This window comes from Zoogloea sp. (assembly GCF_041914405.1).
Classification (GTDB): domain Bacteria; phylum Pseudomonadota; class Gammaproteobacteria; order Burkholderiales; family Rhodocyclaceae; genus Zoogloea.
In genome coordinates, this window is the sequence record NZ_JAYSDK010000006.1 from 93,376 (window position 1) to 111,613 (window position 18,238).

The following is an 18,238-nucleotide window of genomic DNA, read 5'->3' on the forward strand; positions in this document are numbered from 1 at the left end:
GGCCCACCGGCCGAGGCGTCCGGCCCGGTCTCAGGCCGATGTGCGCTCCGGCCTGGCTATTCGGTTCTCGGTGGGGGACAGCAACACCTTGTCCACCCGGTTACGGTCCATGTCCATGACCTCGAAGCGCCAGCCCGCCGCCTCGAAATGATCAGTAGGGGCCGGCACCCGGCCCAGCGCGTACATCAGGAAGCCGCCCAGGGTGTGGAAGGAGTGCTCCTCTTCGCCCGGCAGATCCTCGCCGATGTCGAGTTCGGACTTCAGGCGCTCGATTCCCACGTCCCCATCCACCAGCCAGGATCCGTCTTCCCGCTGCAGCATGTCCCGGTCCTCCGGTGCGTCCGGCACCGACAGCTCACCGACGATCGCGGCCAGCACGTCAGTGAGGGTGACCAGACCCTGAACGTCACCATATTCGTCGATGATCAGCGCGAACTGGAGTTTGGCCCGGCGGAAGCTCTCGAGCAACTGGGTCGTGGTGACCGATTCGGGTACGAACAAGGGTGGATGCAGTACGGACTCCACGTCCGCCACCGAAATACCGTGGCCGGGCAGGGCCTTCTTCAGCAGGTCGCCGGTCTGCAGTACGCCGACCACGTGCTCCAGGCCGTCCCGACACACCACGAGGCGGGAGAACTCGGTATCGACGATGCGCTGGCGGATCGTCGCTTCGTCCTCTTCCAGATCGATGACCGACATGTCCCGGCGCGGCGTCATGATCGACGAGATGCGCTGTTCGTCCAGCCGCAGCACGTTGGAGACGATCTCCTGCTCACTTTCGTGGAAGACTCCGGCCTCTGCGCCTTGTTCCATCAGAACCTTGATCTCATCGTCGGTGACCGGCGGCTCTTCCTTGCGGCGGGCGCCGACGAGGCGCAGGATGGCCGAGCACGAGCCGGACAGGATCACCACCAGCGGATGGGTGATGCGGGCCAGCAACATCATCGGCCGGGCGATCAGAGAGGCGATGCCTTCCGGTGCCAGCAGGGCCAGGCGTTTAGGCACCAGTTCGCCGACCACGACGGAGAAGTAGGTCAGGCCGATAACGGTGATGGTCAGCGCAATCCCCTTGGCGTAAGGGGCGAGGAGCGGGACGCCGGCAAGCATCGCGGCCAACGGATCGGCTACTGCGGCTTCACCGATCGCGCCGTTGAGAATGCCGACCAGTGTGATGCCGACTTGAATCGTAGACAGGAAGCTGGAAGGTTCCTGGTGCAGTGCCAGGGCCGCTTCAGCCCCAAGGCTGCCGTCGTCGGCGAGGTTTTGCAGTCGCGCCTTGCGGGACGAGACTACGGCGATTTCGGACATGGCGAAAACGCCGTTGAGAAGAATGAGCAGCAGAACGAGGACTAAATCCATCAGGTAAGCCGCCCTGCGGGACTGCAGGCGGCTTGTGTGTTGGGACGGCCAGCATTCTAACGGGATGGCTCGTGATTGGGGCCTTCAGGATGGGGCGGGGTGGATGCCAGACCATCGAGGATCGGACAGTCGGGCCGTTCGTCGCCGCAGCAGTCGCGGGCCAGACCGACGAGGGTGTCACGCATGGCTGTGAGATTGCGGATGCGTTCATCCAGATCTGCAATGTGAGCCTCGGCGAGACGCTTGACCTCGGCGCTGGAGCGCCGGGTGTCCTGCCAAAGGGATAGCAGTTGCCCGATCCGTTCCAGGGAAAAACCGAGATCACGGGCTCGCCGGATGAAGCGCAGGGCATGCACGTCCCGTTCACCGTACTGGCGATAGCCGGCCGTGCTGCGCGCGCTGGCATCGACCAGCCCGATCTTCTCGTAGTGGCGGATCATCTTGGCCGAAACGCCGCTGGCTGCGGCTACTGCGCCGATGTTCATTTCAGGCCTTCCCCCCGTTGGGTACTACCGGACGCCAGCGCCGCAACAGCAGCGCGTTGGCCACGACACTGACGCTCGACAGGGCCATCGCACCGCCGGCCAGCACGGGGTTGAGCAGCCCCAGCGCTGCCAGTGGAATGCACACCACGTTGTAGATGCTGGCCCAGAAGAGGTTTTGCCGCATTTTGGCGTATGTGCGGCGGGAAATGTCGATGCTCGCGGCGACCAGGGACGGGTCATTGCGCATCAGCGTAATCCCGGCGGCTTGGATCGCCGCGTCGGCGCCTGCGCCCATCGCGATGCCGATGTCGGCTGCGGCCAGTGCAGGCGCATCGTTGATGCCGTCGCCGACCATCGCCACCACGTGGTGCCCGGCACGGAGCGCTTCCACCGCCGCTGCCTTGTCCGCCGGCAGGACCTGCGCCGCATGGCTGTCGACGCCGGTCTGCTCCGCGACCCGGCGCGCCGCACCGGTGTTGTCGCCGGTGATCAGTGCGGTGCGGACCCCCATCTCCTTGAGCTGGCTTACCGCCGCGGCTGCGGTCGGCCGCAGCCGGTCGCCGAAGGCGAACAGTCCCAGCGGCCGGCCATCCCGCGGCCGCGCCAGCCACGCCAACGTGTGACCGTCCTGCTCCAGGCGTGCCGCGTCGTCGGCCCAGGCACCGGTCAGCACGCCGTGCTCTTCCATGAAGCGGCGATGCCCCATGATGTAGCGTGCGCCGTCGATGTCCCCTTCGACGCCACACCCAGGCAGACTGCGAATGGCGTTGGCACGGAGTCCCGGTATCTCAGCACTGGCGACTGCGTTGTGCACGGCACGGGCGAGGGGATGATCCGAGCCGGCCTGCAGCGCGGCTGCGAGCGCCAGCAATCCAGACTCGGCGCCCTCGGCTGCCCGGGTGAGTACCAGTTGAGGCCTGCCCTCGGTCAAGGTGCCCGTCTTGTCGAACACCACGGCACTGATGTTGCGCGCGGTCTCGATGGCCATCACGTCCTTCACCAGGATGCCATGGCGCGCCGCCACGCCGGTGCCAGCCATGATCGCTACCGGTGTGGCCAGTCCGAGGGCGCAGGGACAGGCCACTACCAGCACGGTCACGGCGTTGATCAGGGCCAGTTCGGTATCGCCGTTCAGCAGCCACCAGGCCACGAAGGTCATCGTGGCAATGCCCAGCACGAGCGGCACGAAGACCGCGCTGACCCGGTCAGCCAGGCGCTGGATGGGCGCCTTGGCGGCCTGGGCGTCCTCGACGAGGCGGATGATCTGAGCCAGCAGCGTATTGGCCCCAACGGCCGTGGCGCGGATGAGGAGGGCGCTGCCGCCATTGATGGAGCCGCCACTCACACGGTCACCGGGGCGCTTGGGGACAGGCAGGCTCTCTCCGGTAAGCATGGATTCATCTACATCACCCCTGCCTTCGACGACGCAGCCGTCCGCAGGCACCCGCTCGCCAGCGCGCAGTACCACCAGGTCGTCGCGCAGCACGCTGTCGATGGGAACGTCTCGGTCTGTGTCGCCAACGCGGAGCCGCGCCACCTTGGGGCGCAGCGCGTGCAGTGCATGGATGGCGGACATGGCCTGTTGGCGCGCCCGCGCTTCCAGCCATTTGCCAAACAGCACCAGGCTGATCACGGTCGCAGAGGTCTCGAAATAGAGATGCGCATGCGAGGCACCTGCGTCAGCGAGCAGCTGATATACGCTCAACCCAAAGGCTGCCGAGGTGCCGATCGCCACCAGCAGGTCCATGTTGCCGGCGCGGGCCCGCAGGGCTGTCCATGCAGAGCGGTAGAAGGGCCATCCGAGCCAGAATTGCACCGGGGTGGCCAGCAGCAGTTGCAGCCAGCCGGACAGCATAACGTGTTCCCCGAAGAGGTCGAGGATCATCGGCGCCACGAGGGGCGCAGTCAGCACACCAGCCAGGGCCACCGGCCGACTGTCAGGAGATTGCTGGGCACCAGCTTGCACCGCGTCATTCCGCGCGACCGGGGTGGCCTCGTAGCCGGCTTTCTCGACGGCCGCCAGGATCGTGGCCTGGGAGAGCACCGGGGGAACGGTGAGGTGGGCGCGTTCGGTGGCCAGATTGACCCGCGCGCCACGCACGCCCTCCAGTCGGGAGAGGGCTGTCTCCAGGCGCGCGGCACAGCTGCCGCAGCGCATTCCCTTGATGTCGAAGGCGCGTTGTTCCAGCGCGTCGCCCGGGTTCTGTTCCGCGGCCGGGACGGAGAGGGGGAAACTCATTTTGTGCCTCCTGAAGAAGTGATGGACACACGCTAAAGCTTCCCATGATGGGAAGGTCAACAGGGTTCTCGCGAACACCCGCGACGGGCGGGAAGGCGCTCGGGACAACGCCACGGGGCAAATCTCGGTAACCTATGGCCCGTGCGAACAGACGTGGATAAGAGCCCAGCGGGGCCGTAAGCGAATGAAGATACTGATCGTCGAAGACGAGGCGAAAACCGGGAGCTATCTCAAGCAAGGACTGGCCGAGGCCGGGTTTTCCGTCGACCTCGTGCGGGATGGCATGGACGGCGTGCATGCTGGCCTGACCGAAGCCTATGACCTGGTCGTGTTGGACGTGATGTTGCCCGGCCTCGACGGTTGGCAGGTGCTGCAGACCCTGCGCCGGGCTGGCAAGGAGATCCCGGTGCTGTTCCTCACCGCACGGGACAGCGTGGACGACCGGGTCAAGGGGCTGGAACTGGGAGCCGACGACTATCTGGTCAAGCCTTTCGCCTTTTCAGAACTGCTTGCCAGGGTGCGCACGCTCCTGCGGCGAGGCACGCGCAGCAAGGAGGCGGATGTATTGAAGGCTGCCGATCTGGAGCTGGACCTGCTGCGCCGCAGGGTTTCGCGCGCCGGCCAGCGCATCGACCTGACCGCCAAGGAGTTTGCCCTGCTGGAGTTGCTGCTGCGCCGCCGCGGCGAGGTCCTGCCCCGGTCCCTGATCGCCTCCCAGGTCTGGGACATGAACTTCGACAGTGACACCAATGTGATCGAGGTGGCGGTGCGCCGCCTGCGCGCCAAGATCGACGACGATTTCGAGCCCAAGCTGATCCGGACCGTGCGTGGCATGGGTTACGTGCTGGACGAACAGGATACGCCGTGATCCGCCGCCACTCCCTGACTTTCCGGCTGACCCTGCTGTTCGCGTTGGCCGCTACCGCGGTGCTGCTGGTGTTGGGCTTCATCGTGAAGGCTTCGGTGGAGCAGCATTTCCAAGAGCAGGACATGACCCTGCTGGAAGGCAAGCTGGAGCTGATCCGCCATGCGCTCGAGCGGGTGCACAGCCCCGACGACCTGGACACGCTGGTGCAGCAGATGGATGACGCGCTGATCGGCCACCACGGCCTGGCTGTCGCGGTGACCGGCACGGACGGCCGGACCCTGTTCGCGACCCGTGATAGCCCCTTTCCGCAGGCGCTGCTGCAGCGGGTCGGCAAGCCTGACGCAGGCCAGCCCTATGTCTGGGATGCGCCGGACGGCACCCCGTTCCGCGGCATCGTTGGCACTCTGCCCAGCGGCATCACAGGTACGCCGCCGGCGGTCGTCGCGGTGGCGACGGACATTTCCCACCACCGGCATTTCATGGCCGCCTTCCTGCACAGCCTGTGGCTGGTCGTCCTCGGCGGCAGCATCGCTACCGGGCTGCTCGGCTGGATCGTCGCCCGTCGTGGCCTGGCGCCGTTGCGGGAGATGGGCGCACTGGCGGCCCAGGTCAGTGCCCGCAGCCTGGACCGGCGGCTACCGGCGGAGGCGGTGCCCGTCGAACTGGCCGAGCTGGCCCGTTCCCTCAATGACATGCTGGGCCGGTTGGAAGAGTCGTTCCGGCGCTTGTCCGACTTCTCGTCCGACCTGGCCCACGAACTGCGTACGCCGGTCAGCAACCTGATGACCCAGACCCAGGTGGCCCTGAGCCGGACGCGTACGGCCGACGAATATCGTGAGGTACTGGAGTCCAACGCGGAAGAGTTCGAGCGCCTGTCCCGGATGGTCAGTGACATGCTCTTCCTTGCCAAGGCCGACAACGGGTTGATCGTGCCAGCCCGCGAAACCTTCGAGCTGGCCGATGAAGTCGGCGCGCTGTTCGATTTCTACGGTGCCGTGGCCGACGAGCGTCACGTCGTGCTGCGCCTGCAAGGACGGGGTAGGGTCACGGGTGACCGCCTGATGCTGCGCCGCGCCCTCGGCAACCTGCTATCGAACGCGCTGCGTCACACCCCGGAGGGGGGGCGCGTGGACGTGAAGATCGACGTCACCCCGGACGAGATGACCCGCCTAGCTGTCGAGAACAGCGGGGAGCCGATTCCGGCCGAGCATTTGCCGCGCCTGTTCGACCGTTTCTACCGGGCCGATTCATCCCGCCACAATTCCGGTGAAGGGGCCGGCCTGGGGCTCGCGATCACCCGTTCCATCATCCATGCCCACGGAGGCGAGATCCGCGCCAGGGCCATTTCCCACGGCAACGTCTTCGAGTTCACGCTTCCCGCCGCTTAGTTTCGCGAATTCCGGGCCGCTTCAATTATCCTGCACGCACTTTACGAGCATGGAGTCTGGAAGTGGCTGAGGCGAAAGCTGGCGAAAGCCAGAGTGTGGATACCCGCGAACGAATTCTGGACGCTGCCGAGCGCCTGTTCATGGCCAATGGGTATGAAGGCACGTCGATGCGTCAGATCACCGGTGATGCGGGGGTCAATCTGGCGGCGGTGAATTACCACTTCGGCTCCAAGGAATCCCTGATGCAGGAGGTCTTCCGCCGACGCCTCGACTGGTTGAACGAGGAGCGCATGCGCATCCTGGACGAGCTGGAACGGGAAGCCGCAGGCAAGCCGCTGAAGCCGTCGCAGATCGTGGACGGCTTCTTCGGAACGCTACTGCGTCTTGCGGATAACGAGGCACGGGGTGGCATGACCTTCCTACGCCTGCTCGGGCGCACCCTGACGGAGCCTTCCGAGTTCATTCATAGCTTTCTTGCCCAGGAATATCGCGTGGTCATCGAGCGCTACAAGACCGCGCTGTTCAAGGCATTGCCCGATGTCCCTAAGGCAGAGATCGTCTGGCGTTTCCATTTCATGCTCGGCGCCACCTCGTACGCCATTGCCGGCATCGATGCGCTACGCATCGTGACGGACTGGCAGATCGAGGACGAAACGGAGATGAAGCAGCTCGATCGCCTGTTGCCGCGCCTGATGTCTTTCCTCCTCGGCGGTTTGCGCGCACCACTACCGCAATTCGAGAGCAGCGGCGGCTGAAGCCGCGGCGGTGGGTTGATCGTCCAGCCGGCAGATGGCTGGCTACAAGCTGCCTATCCCAAGGGCGCGCAGCGCGCGCCGGATTTCACCTTCGATACCGCTCGCGGCGGCTGGCCACCTTTGTCCGTCGCAGGGGCGCAATCAAGAACTTGAAAAAGTGCTTGCCCGGGCGGAGCCTTATCTCTATTATCAAACGAACGTTTGAACAAATGCATTCTTGAGGATTGAGTGGCAACTGAGATCGCTACTTTTTTTGTGTCAAAAATAAAACGATCGTTTGTTCATCTAAACCAAAGATCCTGACAACCTTAGAACTACACAAGAGGAGACATGCTTATGAGAAACGTGATGGAGCCGTCCGTCATCCCGCTCGTCCTTTCTGCGCTGGCCTTTTCGAGCTCGGCGACGGCAGCGGGTTTCCAGTTGATGGAACAGAACGGCTCTGGCCTCGGAACGGCGTATGCCGGCCAGGCTGCGGTTGCCGAGGACGCCAGTACGATCTATTTCAATCCGGCAGGCATGAGCTACCTGGCGGGGACGCACAACTTCAGCGTCGTCGGTACGCTGATCAGCCGAAGTACCCGTTTCTCGGATCAGGGGACGACGCCCATGCCGGTCATCAATCCGCGGACGGGCGCACCGATAGGTTCGTTTCACCCGGCCGGGGGCGATGGCGGAGAGGGAGGCGGAGTGCACGCCATCCCAGCGATCTACTACGCCTATGCCTTGGCGCCGGATTGGCGGCTCGGTCTTGGGATAGGGCCGACCTTTGCCGATGAGACGGAATACGACAGCACCTTCATCGGACGCTTCTCCGGCCAGAAAACCCGTATCCGCCACATCAACATCAATCCTTCTGTCGCCTACCGGGTCAATGAGCGGTTGTCGCTCGGTGCCGGCGTCAACTATGTCGACAGCAAGATCGAATTCACGCAAGCCACGCCTTACGTCGGCGCGCCACTCGGGCGCCTAAAGGGCGATGGCCGAGCCTGGGGCTACAACTTAGGTCTGATGTACCAGCTGGACGAGGCCACCAGGCTGGGGGTGAGCTACCGTTCCAAGGTGAAGGTCGATCTGGACGGAACGCAGACAGTGCTAGGCCTGATCGACCGGGCTATCACCGCTTCCATCGAGACGCCGGACACCTTGTCCATTGCCCTCCAGCACAAGCTCAACGAGCGCTGGACGCTGCTTGGCGACTACTCCTGGACCGGTTGGAGCAGCCTGCAGGCACTGGAACCCAAGGTAGCTGCCAGCGGTGCGGCGGCCACGGCGCCACTCCGTTACAACTTCAAGGACACCTGGCGAGTCGGTGTCGGCGCAACCTGGCAGTACAACCAGGATTGGAAGCTGCGCGCCGGCACCGCCTTCGACAAGAACCCGATTCCCGACGACACCAGCCGCACGATGACCGTTCCCGACGCGGACCGCATCTGGCTGGCCTTCGGCGCCAAGTGGGCCGTCGCGCCCAATACCAGTCTGGATTTCGGCTACGCCCACCTGTTCCTCAAGGACACCCACACGGCGCGGGCGGTCACGAACACGGCAGAGACAGTGACCCTGCAGACGGTGCGGGGCAAGTTTGAAAACAGCGTCGATCTGCTGTCCGTCCAGTTGAACTACGCCTTCTGATGCATTGCCTGCAGAATTACCCTGATTGCATAATCAATACCCTCAAAGGAGACAAGCCTTGAACAAGCTGATCGTAAGAAGGGCGGCGGTCCTCGGCGCCGGCGTGATGGGCGCGCAGATCGCCGCCCACCTCGCCAATGCCGACGTGCCCGTCGTGCTGTTCGACCTGCCTTCCAAGGACGGCGACAAGAACGCGGTCGTAAAGAAGGCCCTCGACGGTCTGAAAAAGCTCGACCCGGCGCCGCTGGCGAGCAAGGACACGCTACGCTTCATCGACGCCGCCAACTATGAGGAACACCTGCCGCTGCTCGCCGACTGCGACCTGATCATCGAGGTGATTGCCGAGCGCATGGACTGGAAGCACGATCTCTACGCGAAGATCAGCCCCTTCCTGGCACCGCACGCGGTGATCGCGTCGAACACCTCCGGCCTGTCGATGAACGCGCTGGAGCAGGGCCTCCCAGAGGCGTTGCGCCCGCGCTTCTGCGGTGTGCACTTCTTCAATCCGCCGCGCTACATGCATCTGGTGGAGCTCATCGCCACGCAGCGCACCGATACGGCGCTGCTCGACGCGCTGGAAACCTGGCTCACGTCCCGCCTCGGCAAGGGTGTGATCCGTGCGCTGGACACACCGAACTTCGTGGCTAACCGCATCGGCGTCTTCTCCATCCTGGCGGTGATGCACCATACCCAGGCCTTCGGCCTCGGCTTCGACGAGGTCGATGCGCTGACTGGCCCGAAGATTGGCCGGCCGAAGAGCGCCACCTACCGCACCGCCGACGTGGTCGGTCTGGACACGCTGGCCCACGTCATCAAGACGATGCAGGACACGCTGCCCGACGATCCGTGGCATGCGCACTTCACGACGCCGGCCTGGCTGATGCGGCTGATCGAGCAGGGCGCGCTTGGGCAGAAGACCCGCTGCGGCATCTTCCGCAAGCAAGGCAGGGAGATCCAGGTGCTCGACCTGGCTGAGCAGGGCTATCGGCCTTCTTCCGCTGAAATCGCCGACGAGGTCGCCGCGATCCTCAAGATCCGGAATACGGCCGAGAAGTTCGCCGCGCTGCGGGCGTCACCGCATCCCCATGCGCAATTCCTGTGGGCGATCTTCCGCGACATCTTCCACTACGCCGCCGTGCAGCTCGAAAACGTGGCCGATAACGCCCGCGACCTCGACCTGGCCATGCGCTGGGGCTTCGGCTGGGCGCAAGGCCCGTTCGAAACCTGGCAGGCTGCCGGTTGGTCCGCCATCGCCGACGCGGTGGCCGCCGACATCGCGGCCGGCAAGGCGATGAGCGCTGTGCCGCTGCCGGCCTGGGCGCTGGAAGCCGGCCGTACTGGCGTCCATACGCAGGAAGGTTCCTGGTCGGCCCGCCGCAATGCCTACGTGCCGCGTTCCGATTTGCCGGTTTACCACCGCCAGCTCTTCCCCGAGCGGGTGCTCGGCGAAATTGCGGCGTCACCGGAACAGTCCGGCGAGACCCTGTACGAGAACGACGGCGTGCGCCTTTGGCGTCTGCCCGCGGTCGATGCCGCCATCGGCATCGTGTCGATCAAGTCGAAGATGCACACCATCGGCAACGAGGTGCTGGACGGCGTCATCGCCGCGGTGCGCCAGGCGGAGCGCACGCTCGATGGTCTCGTCCTGTGGCACGAGGCGCCGTTCGCTGTCGGGGCCAATCTGCAACAAGTGGCGGAAGCCATCGGCGCAGGCCGCTTCGACGTGCTTGAGGCGACCGTCGAGAAGTTCCAGCGCGCCTCGCAGGCGCTGAAGTACGCGCAGGTTCCGGTCGTTGCCGCGGTGCAGGGCATGGCGCTCGGCGGCGGTTGCGAGTTCGTCATGCATGCGGGCAAGCGCGTGCTGGCGCTGGAGAGCTACGTGGGCCTGGTGGAAGCCGGTGTCGGCCTGATCCCGGCGGGTGGCGGCTGCAAGGAGTTCGCGGTGCGTGCGGCTGAACTGGCCGCCCAGTCCGCAACGCCGACGGAGGTGTTCAACTTCCTGCAGCCGGTGTTCCAGACGATTGCGATGGCGAAGGTCGCCAAAAGCGCGCAGGAGGCCATCGACCACGGCTTCGCCCGGCCGTCGGACACCATCCTCTTCAATGCCCACGAACTGCTGTGGGTTGCCATCCGCGAAGCACGCGCCATGGCCGATGCCGGTCATGCGCCGCCGCAGTTGGCCCGAGGCATTCCGGTCGCCGGCAAGAACGGCATCGCCACCTTCGAGATGATGCTGGTGAACATGAAGGAGGGCGGGATGATCTCCGCCCACGATTACAAGGTGGCCAAGGCAGCAGCGACCGCCCTTTGCGGTGGCGAGGTGGAAACCGGCAGCCTGGTGGACGAGGAATGGCTGCTCACCGTCGAGCGCCGCCTGTTCGTCGAACTGCTGAAAGATCCCTTCACGCAAGCCCGCATCCAGCACATGCTGGAAACCGGCAAGCCGCTGCGCAACTGATCGGGCCAAGGAGACAAAGACATGAGCAAACAGATTCAAGACGCCTACATCGTCGCCGCGACCCGTCTGCCGGTGGCCAAGCGCAACGGCGCGTTCCGCAATGTCCGTCCGGACGACATGCTGGCGGCGGTCCTTAAGTCCGTCGTGGCTCAGGTGCCGGGTATCGATCCGACCCTGATCGGCGACGTCATCGTCGGCTGCGCGATGCCGGAGGCGGAGCAGGGCATGAACGTCGCCCGCATCGGCCTGCTGCTGGCCGGGTTGCCGACCAGCGTGCCGGGGCTGACGATCAACCGCTTCTGCTCGTCCGGCGTGCAGGCAGTGGCCGACGCCGCCAACCAGATCCGCCTTGGCCTGGCCGACGTGATGATCGCCGCTGGCACCGAGTCGATGAGCGTGATGCCGCAGATGATGGGCAACAAGATGTCGATGAACCCGGCGATCTTCGCCCACGAGGAGAACCTGGGCATCGCCTACGGCATGGGCCTCACGGCGGAAAAGGTCGCCCAGCAATGGAAGATCGGCCGCGAGGCCCAGGACCAGTTCGCGCTGGCTTCCAACCAGAAGGCCTGCGCGGCGATCCTGGCCGGCCATTTCAACGCCGAGACGACGCCTTACGGCTTCACCGAGCACGTCCCCGACCTGGCGAGCGGCCAGGTCCGCGCCCGTCAGCGCACTGTCGAGGTGGACGAAGGCCCGCGCCAGGACGCGTCGCTGGAGAGGCTTGCCAAACTCAAGCCGGTGTTCAACGTGCGTGGCTCGGTTACCGCTGGCAATTCGTCGCAGATGTCGGACGGCGCCGGCGCGCTGATGCTGGTGTCGGAAAAGATCCTGCGGGAACACAATCTAACGCCGCTGGCCCGCTTTGCCGGTTACGCGGTGGCCGGCGTGGCGCCGGACATCATGGGCATCGGCCCGGTAGCGGCAATTCCGAAGGCGCTGGCTCAGGCCGGCATTCGCCAGGATGAGTTGGACTGGATCGAGCTCAATGAGGCTTTTGCTGCCCAGTCGCTGGCGGTGATGCAGGAACTCGGTCTCGATCCGGAAAAGGTCAATCCGCTCGGTGGCGCCATCGCCCTCGGCCATCCCCTCGGCGCGACTGGTGCGATCCGCACGGCCACCGTGGTGCACGGCTTGCAGCGCACCGGCGGCCGCTATGGCATGGTGACGATGTGCATCGGCACAGGCATGGGCGCCGCCGGCATCTTCGAGCGCGTGTGACGAGGCAGGCCCCGCCAGGCTTGGCGGGGCATTCCATCGTTTGGCCCACATTCACGATCCATTACCAGAAGAACAGACCATGAAGCCCGCCTGGCTCGCCAAACTTCCACCCGCGTGGCGTGCCCGCATGGTGCGCCTGGGCTTCAACCTGCATCCGGCCTTCCGTGGCACGGGCGGGCGGGTCGTGCATGTGGCCCGCGACCTGCGCCACATCCGCATCGCGCTGCCCCTGTCGTGGAAGACCCGCAACATCGTCGGTTCGCTGTACGGCGGCTCGCTGTTCGCGATCACCGACGGGGCGCACCCGATGATGCTGATGGCGGCATTGGGCGAGGGTTACATCGTGTGGGACAAGGCGGCGAACATCCGCTACCGCAAACCGGGCTACACGACGCTGTACGCCGACTTCGTGCTGAGTCCGGAAGAGCTGGCCGACATCCGTGCCACGCTGGCGCAGCAGCCGGAGCTGGAACGCACTTTCCAGGTCGAACTGAAGGACGCGCAGGGCGTTGTGCATACGGTGGTGGAGCGCACGGTTTATATCGCCGAGAAGAATTTCTACCGGAAGAAATCCGCTGGAGGAGAGCAATGAGTCAATTTCATCGTCTTTACGGGGCCACCTTGGTGCTGGCCCTGCTGGCTTCGACTGGGCTGCACGCCGCCGAGGTGGCCGGCGTGAAGGTCGACGAGCGGGGCCGCGTCGGCAGCAGCGAGCTGGTACTGAATGGTGCCGGCCTGCGCAGCAAGCTGTTCATCAAGCTCTACGTCGGTGCGCTGTATGTGCCGCAGAAGAGCGGCACGGCCACTGCACTGATCGACGCCACCGCGCCGCGCCGGATGAGCCTGCGCCTGCTCCGCGACATCAGCGCCGACACGCTGCACTCGGCGCTGGAGGAAGGGCTGGCCCACAACAACACGCCCGTAGAGCTGGAAGCTGTGAGGCCCCAGTCCGAACAGTTCGGCAGCCTGATGCGCGGCCTCGGCAAGGTGCACGAGGGCGACAGCGTGGCCCTCGATTTCAGCGGCGATGGCGTGGCCTTGAGTGTCAACGGTGAAGCCCGCGGCAAGGTCGCCGGCGGCGCCTTCGCCAAAGCCTTGCTGAAGGTCTGGCTCGGCGACAAGCCGGCGGATGCCGGGCTCAAGAGAGCGCTGCTCGGCAACTGACCGGCCAGCCGAGGAGACAGACATGGACAGAATCTGGCTGCAAAGCTATCCGGCGGGCATCCCGGCGGATATCGACATCGAACACATCCCGTCGCTGGTCGCGCTGCTCGAGAAGGCCTGCAAGACCTACGCGGACAAGGTCGCCTACATCAGCATGGGCAAGGAGATGACGTACCGCCAGCTCGACGAGGCGTCCCTTGCTTTTGCCGGCTGGCTGCAGTCGCGGGGGCTGCATAAGGGTGACCGCGTCGCGCTGATGATGCCTAACCTGCTGCAATACCCGGTGGCCCTGTTCGGCACCTTGCGGGCCGGCTGCGTGGTGGTCAATTGCAACCCGCTGTACACCCCGCGGGAACTGGAGCATCAGCTCAAGGACGCCGGTGCGGCCGCTATCGTCATCGTCGAGAATTTCGCCCACACGCTGGAGCAGGTGCTGCCCAGGACGACCGCGCTGCGCCACGTCATCGTCACGCCGATGGGCGAGATGCTGGGCGCGCTGAAGGGGGCACTGGTCAACCTCGTCGTGCGCCGTATCAAGAAGATGGTGCCTGCCTGGTATATCCCCACGGCGATCGGCTTCAGCGACGCCCTCGCCGTGGGGCAGCGCCAGCGCTTCAAGCCGGTGCCGCTCGGCCAGCAGGATCTGGCCTTCCTGCAATATACCGGCGGCACGACCGGCGTCTCCAAGGGGGCGATGCTGACTCACGCCAACATCGCGTCAAACGTCATCCAGGCCTACAACTGGATCCGCCCAGCGGTGCGCGAGGGGCAGGAGATCATTGTCACCGCCTTGCCGCTGTACCACGTCTTCGCGCTGACGGCGAACTGTCTGACCTTCCTGATGATCGGCGCAACGAACCTGCTGATCGCCAATCCCCGCGACATCCCGGGTTTCGTGAAGGAGTGGTCGAAGTATCCGGTGAGTGTGTTTACCGGCGTCAATACGCTGTTCAATGCTCTTCTCAACAACCCGGACTTCTCCAAGCTGGATTTCTCGACCATGCGTGTCACGCTCGGCGGCGGCATGGCAGTGCAGGCCCCGGTGGCCGAGCGCTGGCGCCAGGTCTCCGGCACGCCGCTGCTGCAGGCCTATGGGCTGACCGAGACCTCGCCGGCGGCGACCATCAATCCCCTCGACATGGATACGTTCAACGGCGCAATCGGCCTGCCGATCTCGTCCACCGAGATTTCGATCCGTGACGACGCTGGGACCGAAGTACCGATCACCCAGGTCGGCGAGATCTGCATCCGCGGCCCGCAAGTGATGAAGGGCTACTGGCAGCGCCCTGAGGAAACCGCCAACGCCTTTCATCCGGACGGCTTCCTGCGAACCGGCGACATGGGCTATGTGGACAAGCAGGGTTTCGTCTTCCTGGTGGACCGCAAGAAGGACATGATTCTGGTGTCCGGCTTCAACGTGTACCCCAACGAGGTCGAGGAGGCGGTGGCAATGCATCCGGGCGTCGGCGACGTGGCGGCAATCGGCGTTGCCGACGAGCATTCCGGCGAGGCGGTGAAGATATTCGTTGTACGCAAAGATCCGGCACTAACCGAAAAAGCGCTGATCGAGCACTGCCGTACCGTGCTGACCGGCTACAAAGTACCCAAACACGTAGAGTTTCGCGACGACCTGCCGCGCACCAACGTCGGCAAGATCCTGCGTCGCGCATTGAAGGAGGCTGCCTGAATGTCGATTCCCGCTTCGTTGAACAAGAACCTCGCGCTGCCGGTGATCTGCGCGCCGATGTTCATCGTTTCCAACCCTAACCTGGTCATCGCCCAGTGCCGCAGCGGCGTCATCGGTTCCTTTCCGGCGCTGAACGCGCGTCCGCAAGAGCTGCTCGACGACTGGCTGACGCGCATCAACGCCACGCTGGCGGAGAGCCCGGCGGCTGCGCCCTTCGCGGTGAACCAGATCATCCATCCGTCGAACACGCGGTTGGAGCACGACATGGCGCTGTGCGTGAAGCACGAGGTGCCGCTGGTCATCACCAGCCTGTCAGCGCCGACCCGCATCGTGCCGCAGGTGCATGCGTACGGCGGCCTGGTCTTTCATGACGTGATCAGCGTGCGCCATGCGGAGAAGGCGCTGGAGGCCGGCGTCGACGGCTTGATTTTGGTCTGCGCCGGCGCGGGCGGTCACGCCGGCACCCTGAGCCCCTTCGCGCTGGTCGGTGAGATCCGCAAGTTCTACGACGGTCCGATTGCGCTGTCCGGCGCCATCACCAACGGCTCCAGCATCCTCGCCGCGCAGGCGCTGGGTGCTGATTTCGCCTACATCGGCTCGCGCTTCATCGCGACGGAGGAGGCCAACGCCGCCGACGCCTACAAGCAGGCGTTGCTCGAGTCCACGGCCCAGGATGTGGTCTACACGCCTTACTTCACCGGCGTGCATGGCAACTATCTCAAGAAGAGCATCCTCGCCGCCGGGCTCAACCCGGAAGATCTGCCAGTTCGTGACAAGAGCGCCATGAGCTTCGGTAAAGAGAACGACGCCAAGGCCTGGCGCGACATTTGGGGCGCAGGGCAGGGCGTCGGCACCATCGACGACGTGCTGCCGGCCGCCGACGTCATTGCCCGGATGAAGCGCGAATACCTGGCTGCAAAGGCTGACCTGCTGGCCAAGTCCTTCTGACCCATCGCCCGATTTGCTGAGCCGGCCCCGGACTGGGTCGGCGTGGCGGTCGGGATTCAGCAAGCTCCTACGCACTACATGTCTTATTCCCGGCCGCCGCATGGCGGCGCAGGGCTGAACCGATTACGCCTTCAAATTAAAACGAACGACTGACCAAGGAGAACGAAATGAGTGATTACCGCGCCCCGATCAAGGACATGCGCTTCGTCATGGACGAACTGGCCGCTTTCAACGAGATCGCCCAGCTGCCGGGCTGCGAGGAAGCGACGCCCGATCTGGCCGACGCCATTCTCGACGAAGCCGCCAGGTTTGCCGGTGAGGTGCTGGCACCGCTCAACCACGTCGGCGACCGGCAGGGTTGCACCCTCGGCGCCAACGGAGTGACGACCCCGGCAGGCTGGAAAGCGGCCTATCAGCAGTACCGCGACGCCGGCTGGAACGGCATCACGCTGCCTGCCGAGTTCGGCGGCCAGGGCCTGCCTGACCTGCTCGGCATCGCCGTCAAGGAGATGATCTGCTCGGCGAACATGGCCTTCTCCCTCGGTCCGCTGCTCACCACCGGCGCGGTCGAAGCCCTGCTGACCTGCGCCAGCGACGCACTGAAGACGACCTATCTGGAGAAGATGGTGTCCGGCGAATGGACCGGCACGATGAATCTCACCGAGCCCCAGGCCGGTTCCGATCTGGCCCTGATCCGCTCGCGAGCCGAGCCGCAGGCAGACGGCACGTACCGGGTCTTCGGCCAGAAGATCTTCATCACCTACGGCGACCACGACATGACCGACAACATCGTGCATCTCGTCCTCGCCCGCCTGCCGGATGCGCCGGCTGGCGTGAAAGGCATCTCGATGTTCCTGGTGCCGAAGTTCCTGGTGAATGCCGACGGCTCGCTGGGCGCACGCAACGACGCCCATTGCGTGTCGATCGAGCACAAGCTTGGCATCCACGCCAGCCCGACCTGTGTGATGGCCTTTGGCGACACGGAAGGTGCCGTCGGCTACCTGCTCGGCGAAGCCAATCGGGGCCTCGAGTACATGTTCATCATGATGAACCAGGCTCGCCTCGGCGTTGGCCTGCAGGGCATCGCCCTCGGCGAGCGCGCTTACCAGCAGGCGCTGGCCTATGCCCGCGACCGCAAGCAGGGCCGCGATGCGCTGACCGGTGAGGCGCTGGTGAGCATCGACAAGCACCCGGACGTCCGCCGCATGCTGATGCTGATGAAGTCCCGTGTCGAAGCTTGCCGTGCGCTGGCCTATTACACCTCCGGCCTGCTCGATCTGGCCCACAAGCACCCGGACGCCGAAGTGCGCAAGCAGAAGCTCTATTTGGCCGAGCTGATGATCCCCATCGTCAAGGGCGGCGGCACCGAAATGGGCATCGAGGTGACTTCCCTCGGCGTACAGATCCACGGCGGCATGGGCTTCATCGAGGAAACCGGCGCTGCCCAGCACTGGCGCGACTCCCGCATCACCACGATCTACGAGGGCACCACCGGTATCCAGGCCAACGACCTGCTGTTTCGCAAGCTGATGCGCGACCAGGGGGCGACGGTCAAGGTCGTCTTCGGCGAGATCCAATCTACGGCCAGAGCATTGGGCGCAAGTGGTCAGCCGGAGCTGCAGGCCATCGGCCACAAGCTCGGCAATGCGCTGAAGGCGTGGACGATCGCTACCGAATGGCTGGCCGGCAACGTCAAGCACAGCCTCGGCAGCGTGCTGACCGCCGCCGTGCCCTATCTACACCTGGCCGTTATCGCCAGCGGCGGCTGGATGATGGGCAGGGCCGCGCTTGCCGCTGCCGGCCATCTGGCCCGCGGCGACGGCGACCTGGTCTTCTACCGCAACAAGATCGCCACGGCCCGCTTCTACGCCGACCAGCTGCTGCCCCAGGCAACTGCCTATGCCGAAACTGTGATGAACGGGGACGCGGCGACGGCTGGAATCGGTGACGACCTGTTCGCCTGAGCCTGACGCAGGGAGACGACAGGGTGGTCTTCCTGCATCAGTAGTCCCCCGTTCGGGATCCCTTCGTTGG

At 64.9% G+C, this 18,238-nt stretch carries 14 protein-coding genes; 11 read left to right on the plus strand and 3 right to left on the minus strand.

Annotation, left to right across the window (positions count from 1 at the left end; all coding sequences use genetic code 11):
* Window positions 1–30: 30 nt before the first annotated feature.
* The 3 genes from ACE3RX_RS05470 to ACE3RX_RS05480 are packed head-to-tail and all read right to left on the minus strand — an operon-like array spanning window position 31 to window position 4,083.
* Window positions 31–1,359, minus strand: coding sequence for a hemolysin family protein (locus tag ACE3RX_RS05470; RefSeq protein ID WP_374481125.1), 1,329 nt, complete (start codon window positions 1,357–1,359; stop codon window positions 31–33).
* Between the two features lie 56 nt (window positions 1,360–1,415).
* Window positions 1,416–1,844, minus strand: coding sequence for a Cu(I)-responsive transcriptional regulator (gene cueR, locus ACE3RX_RS05475; RefSeq protein ID WP_374481127.1), 429 nt, complete (start codon window positions 1,842–1,844; stop codon window positions 1,416–1,418).
* A 1-nt stretch (window position 1,845) separates the two neighbouring features.
* Entirely contained in the window at window positions 1,846–4,083 is a 2,238-nt protein-coding gene (locus tag ACE3RX_RS05480; protein WP_374481130.1) for a heavy metal translocating P-type ATPase, read from the minus strand.
* Window positions 4,084–4,267: 184 nt separating this feature from the next.
* On the opposite strand from ACE3RX_RS05480, the gene ACE3RX_RS05485 reads away from it, so the two are divergent.
* The 11 genes from ACE3RX_RS05485 (at window position 4,268) to ACE3RX_RS05535 (ending at window position 18,168) form a co-directional block, all read left to right on the plus strand.
* Window positions 4,268–4,951: a heavy metal response regulator transcription factor gene (locus tag ACE3RX_RS05485; RefSeq protein WP_374481132.1), complete on the plus strand. Its 684-nt coding sequence runs from the start codon at window positions 4,268–4,270 to the stop codon at window positions 4,949–4,951.
* Entirely contained in the window at window positions 4,948–6,339 is a 1,392-nt protein-coding gene (locus ACE3RX_RS05490) for a heavy metal sensor histidine kinase (protein ID WP_374481134.1), read from the plus strand. The genes ACE3RX_RS05485 and ACE3RX_RS05490 overlap by 4 nt, the downstream gene beginning before the upstream one ends.
* A 62-nt stretch (window positions 6,340–6,401) precedes the next feature.
* On the plus strand, window positions 6,402–7,094 hold the full coding sequence (locus ACE3RX_RS05495; RefSeq protein WP_374481136.1) for a TetR/AcrR family transcriptional regulator: 693 nt from the start codon (window positions 6,402–6,404) through the stop codon (window positions 7,092–7,094).
* A 336-nt stretch (window positions 7,095–7,430) separates the two neighbouring features.
* Window positions 7,431–8,726, plus strand: coding sequence for an OmpP1/FadL family transporter (locus ACE3RX_RS05500; protein WP_374481138.1), 1,296 nt, complete (start codon window positions 7,431–7,433; stop codon window positions 8,724–8,726).
* Between the two features lie 58 nt (window positions 8,727–8,784).
* Window positions 8,785–11,184, plus strand: a complete 2,400-nt coding sequence (locus ACE3RX_RS05505) for a 3-hydroxyacyl-CoA dehydrogenase/enoyl-CoA hydratase family protein (protein ID WP_374481140.1) — start codon at window positions 8,785–8,787, stop codon at window positions 11,182–11,184.
* Window positions 11,185–11,205: 21 nt separating this feature from the next.
* Window positions 11,206–12,405, plus strand: coding sequence for an acetyl-CoA C-acyltransferase (locus ACE3RX_RS05510; RefSeq protein ID WP_374481142.1), 1,200 nt, complete (start codon window positions 11,206–11,208; stop codon window positions 12,403–12,405).
* Between the two features lie 79 nt (window positions 12,406–12,484).
* Window positions 12,485–12,997 (plus strand): DUF4442 domain-containing protein, encoded by a 513-nt coding sequence (locus ACE3RX_RS05515; protein ID WP_374481145.1) that lies wholly within the window; start codon window positions 12,485–12,487, stop codon window positions 12,995–12,997.
* On the plus strand, window positions 12,994–13,569 hold the full coding sequence (locus ACE3RX_RS05520; protein ID WP_374481147.1) for a chalcone isomerase family protein: 576 nt from the start codon (window positions 12,994–12,996) through the stop codon (window positions 13,567–13,569). The genes ACE3RX_RS05515 and ACE3RX_RS05520 overlap by 4 nt, the downstream gene beginning before the upstream one ends.
* 22 nt (window positions 13,570–13,591) lie before the next feature.
* Complete coding sequence (locus ACE3RX_RS05525; protein ID WP_374481149.1) at window positions 13,592–15,256, plus strand: long-chain-fatty-acid--CoA ligase; 1,665 nt, start codon at window positions 13,592–13,594, stop codon at window positions 15,254–15,256.
* Window positions 15,257–16,204, plus strand: coding sequence for an NAD(P)H-dependent flavin oxidoreductase (locus tag ACE3RX_RS05530; protein WP_374481151.1), 948 nt, complete (start codon window positions 15,257–15,259; stop codon window positions 16,202–16,204).
* Between the two features lie 167 nt (window positions 16,205–16,371).
* Window positions 16,372–18,168 (plus strand): acyl-CoA dehydrogenase, encoded by a 1,797-nt coding sequence (locus ACE3RX_RS05535; protein ID WP_374481153.1) that lies wholly within the window; start codon window positions 16,372–16,374, stop codon window positions 18,166–18,168.
* The last annotated feature ends 70 nt before the right edge of the window (window positions 18,169–18,238 follow it).

Bases quoted from the DNA above. Each gene is read 5' to 3' on its own strand.
- ACE3RX_RS05470 (WP_374481125.1), bottom strand. From the start codon at position 1,359: ATGGATTTAGTCCTCGTTCTGCTGCTCATTCTTCTCAACGGCGTTTTC.
- cueR (WP_374481127.1), bottom strand. From the start codon at position 1,844: ATGAACATCGGCGCAGTAGCCGCAGCCAGCGGCGTTTCGGCCAAGATG.
- ACE3RX_RS05480 (WP_374481130.1), bottom strand. From the start codon at position 4,083: ATGAGTTTCCCCCTCTCCGTCCCGGCCGCGGAACAGAACCCGGGCGAC.
- ACE3RX_RS05485 (WP_374481132.1), top strand. From the start codon at position 4,268: ATGAAGATACTGATCGTCGAAGACGAGGCGAAAACCGGGAGCTATCTC.
- ACE3RX_RS05500 (WP_374481138.1), top strand. From the start codon at position 7,431: ATGAGAAACGTGATGGAGCCGTCCGTCATCCCGCTCGTCCTTTCTGCG.
- ACE3RX_RS05510 (WP_374481142.1), top strand. From the start codon at position 11,206: ATGAGCAAACAGATTCAAGACGCCTACATCGTCGCCGCGACCCGTCTG.
- ACE3RX_RS05515 (WP_374481145.1), top strand. From the start codon at position 12,485: ATGAAGCCCGCCTGGCTCGCCAAACTTCCACCCGCGTGGCGTGCCCGC.
- ACE3RX_RS05520 (WP_374481147.1), top strand. From the start codon at position 12,994: ATGAGTCAATTTCATCGTCTTTACGGGGCCACCTTGGTGCTGGCCCTG.
- ACE3RX_RS05525 (WP_374481149.1), top strand. From the start codon at position 13,592: ATGGACAGAATCTGGCTGCAAAGCTATCCGGCGGGCATCCCGGCGGAT.
- ACE3RX_RS05530 (WP_374481151.1), top strand. From the start codon at position 15,257: ATGTCGATTCCCGCTTCGTTGAACAAGAACCTCGCGCTGCCGGTGATC.
- ACE3RX_RS05535 (WP_374481153.1), top strand. From the start codon at position 16,372: ATGAGTGATTACCGCGCCCCGATCAAGGACATGCGCTTCGTCATGGAC.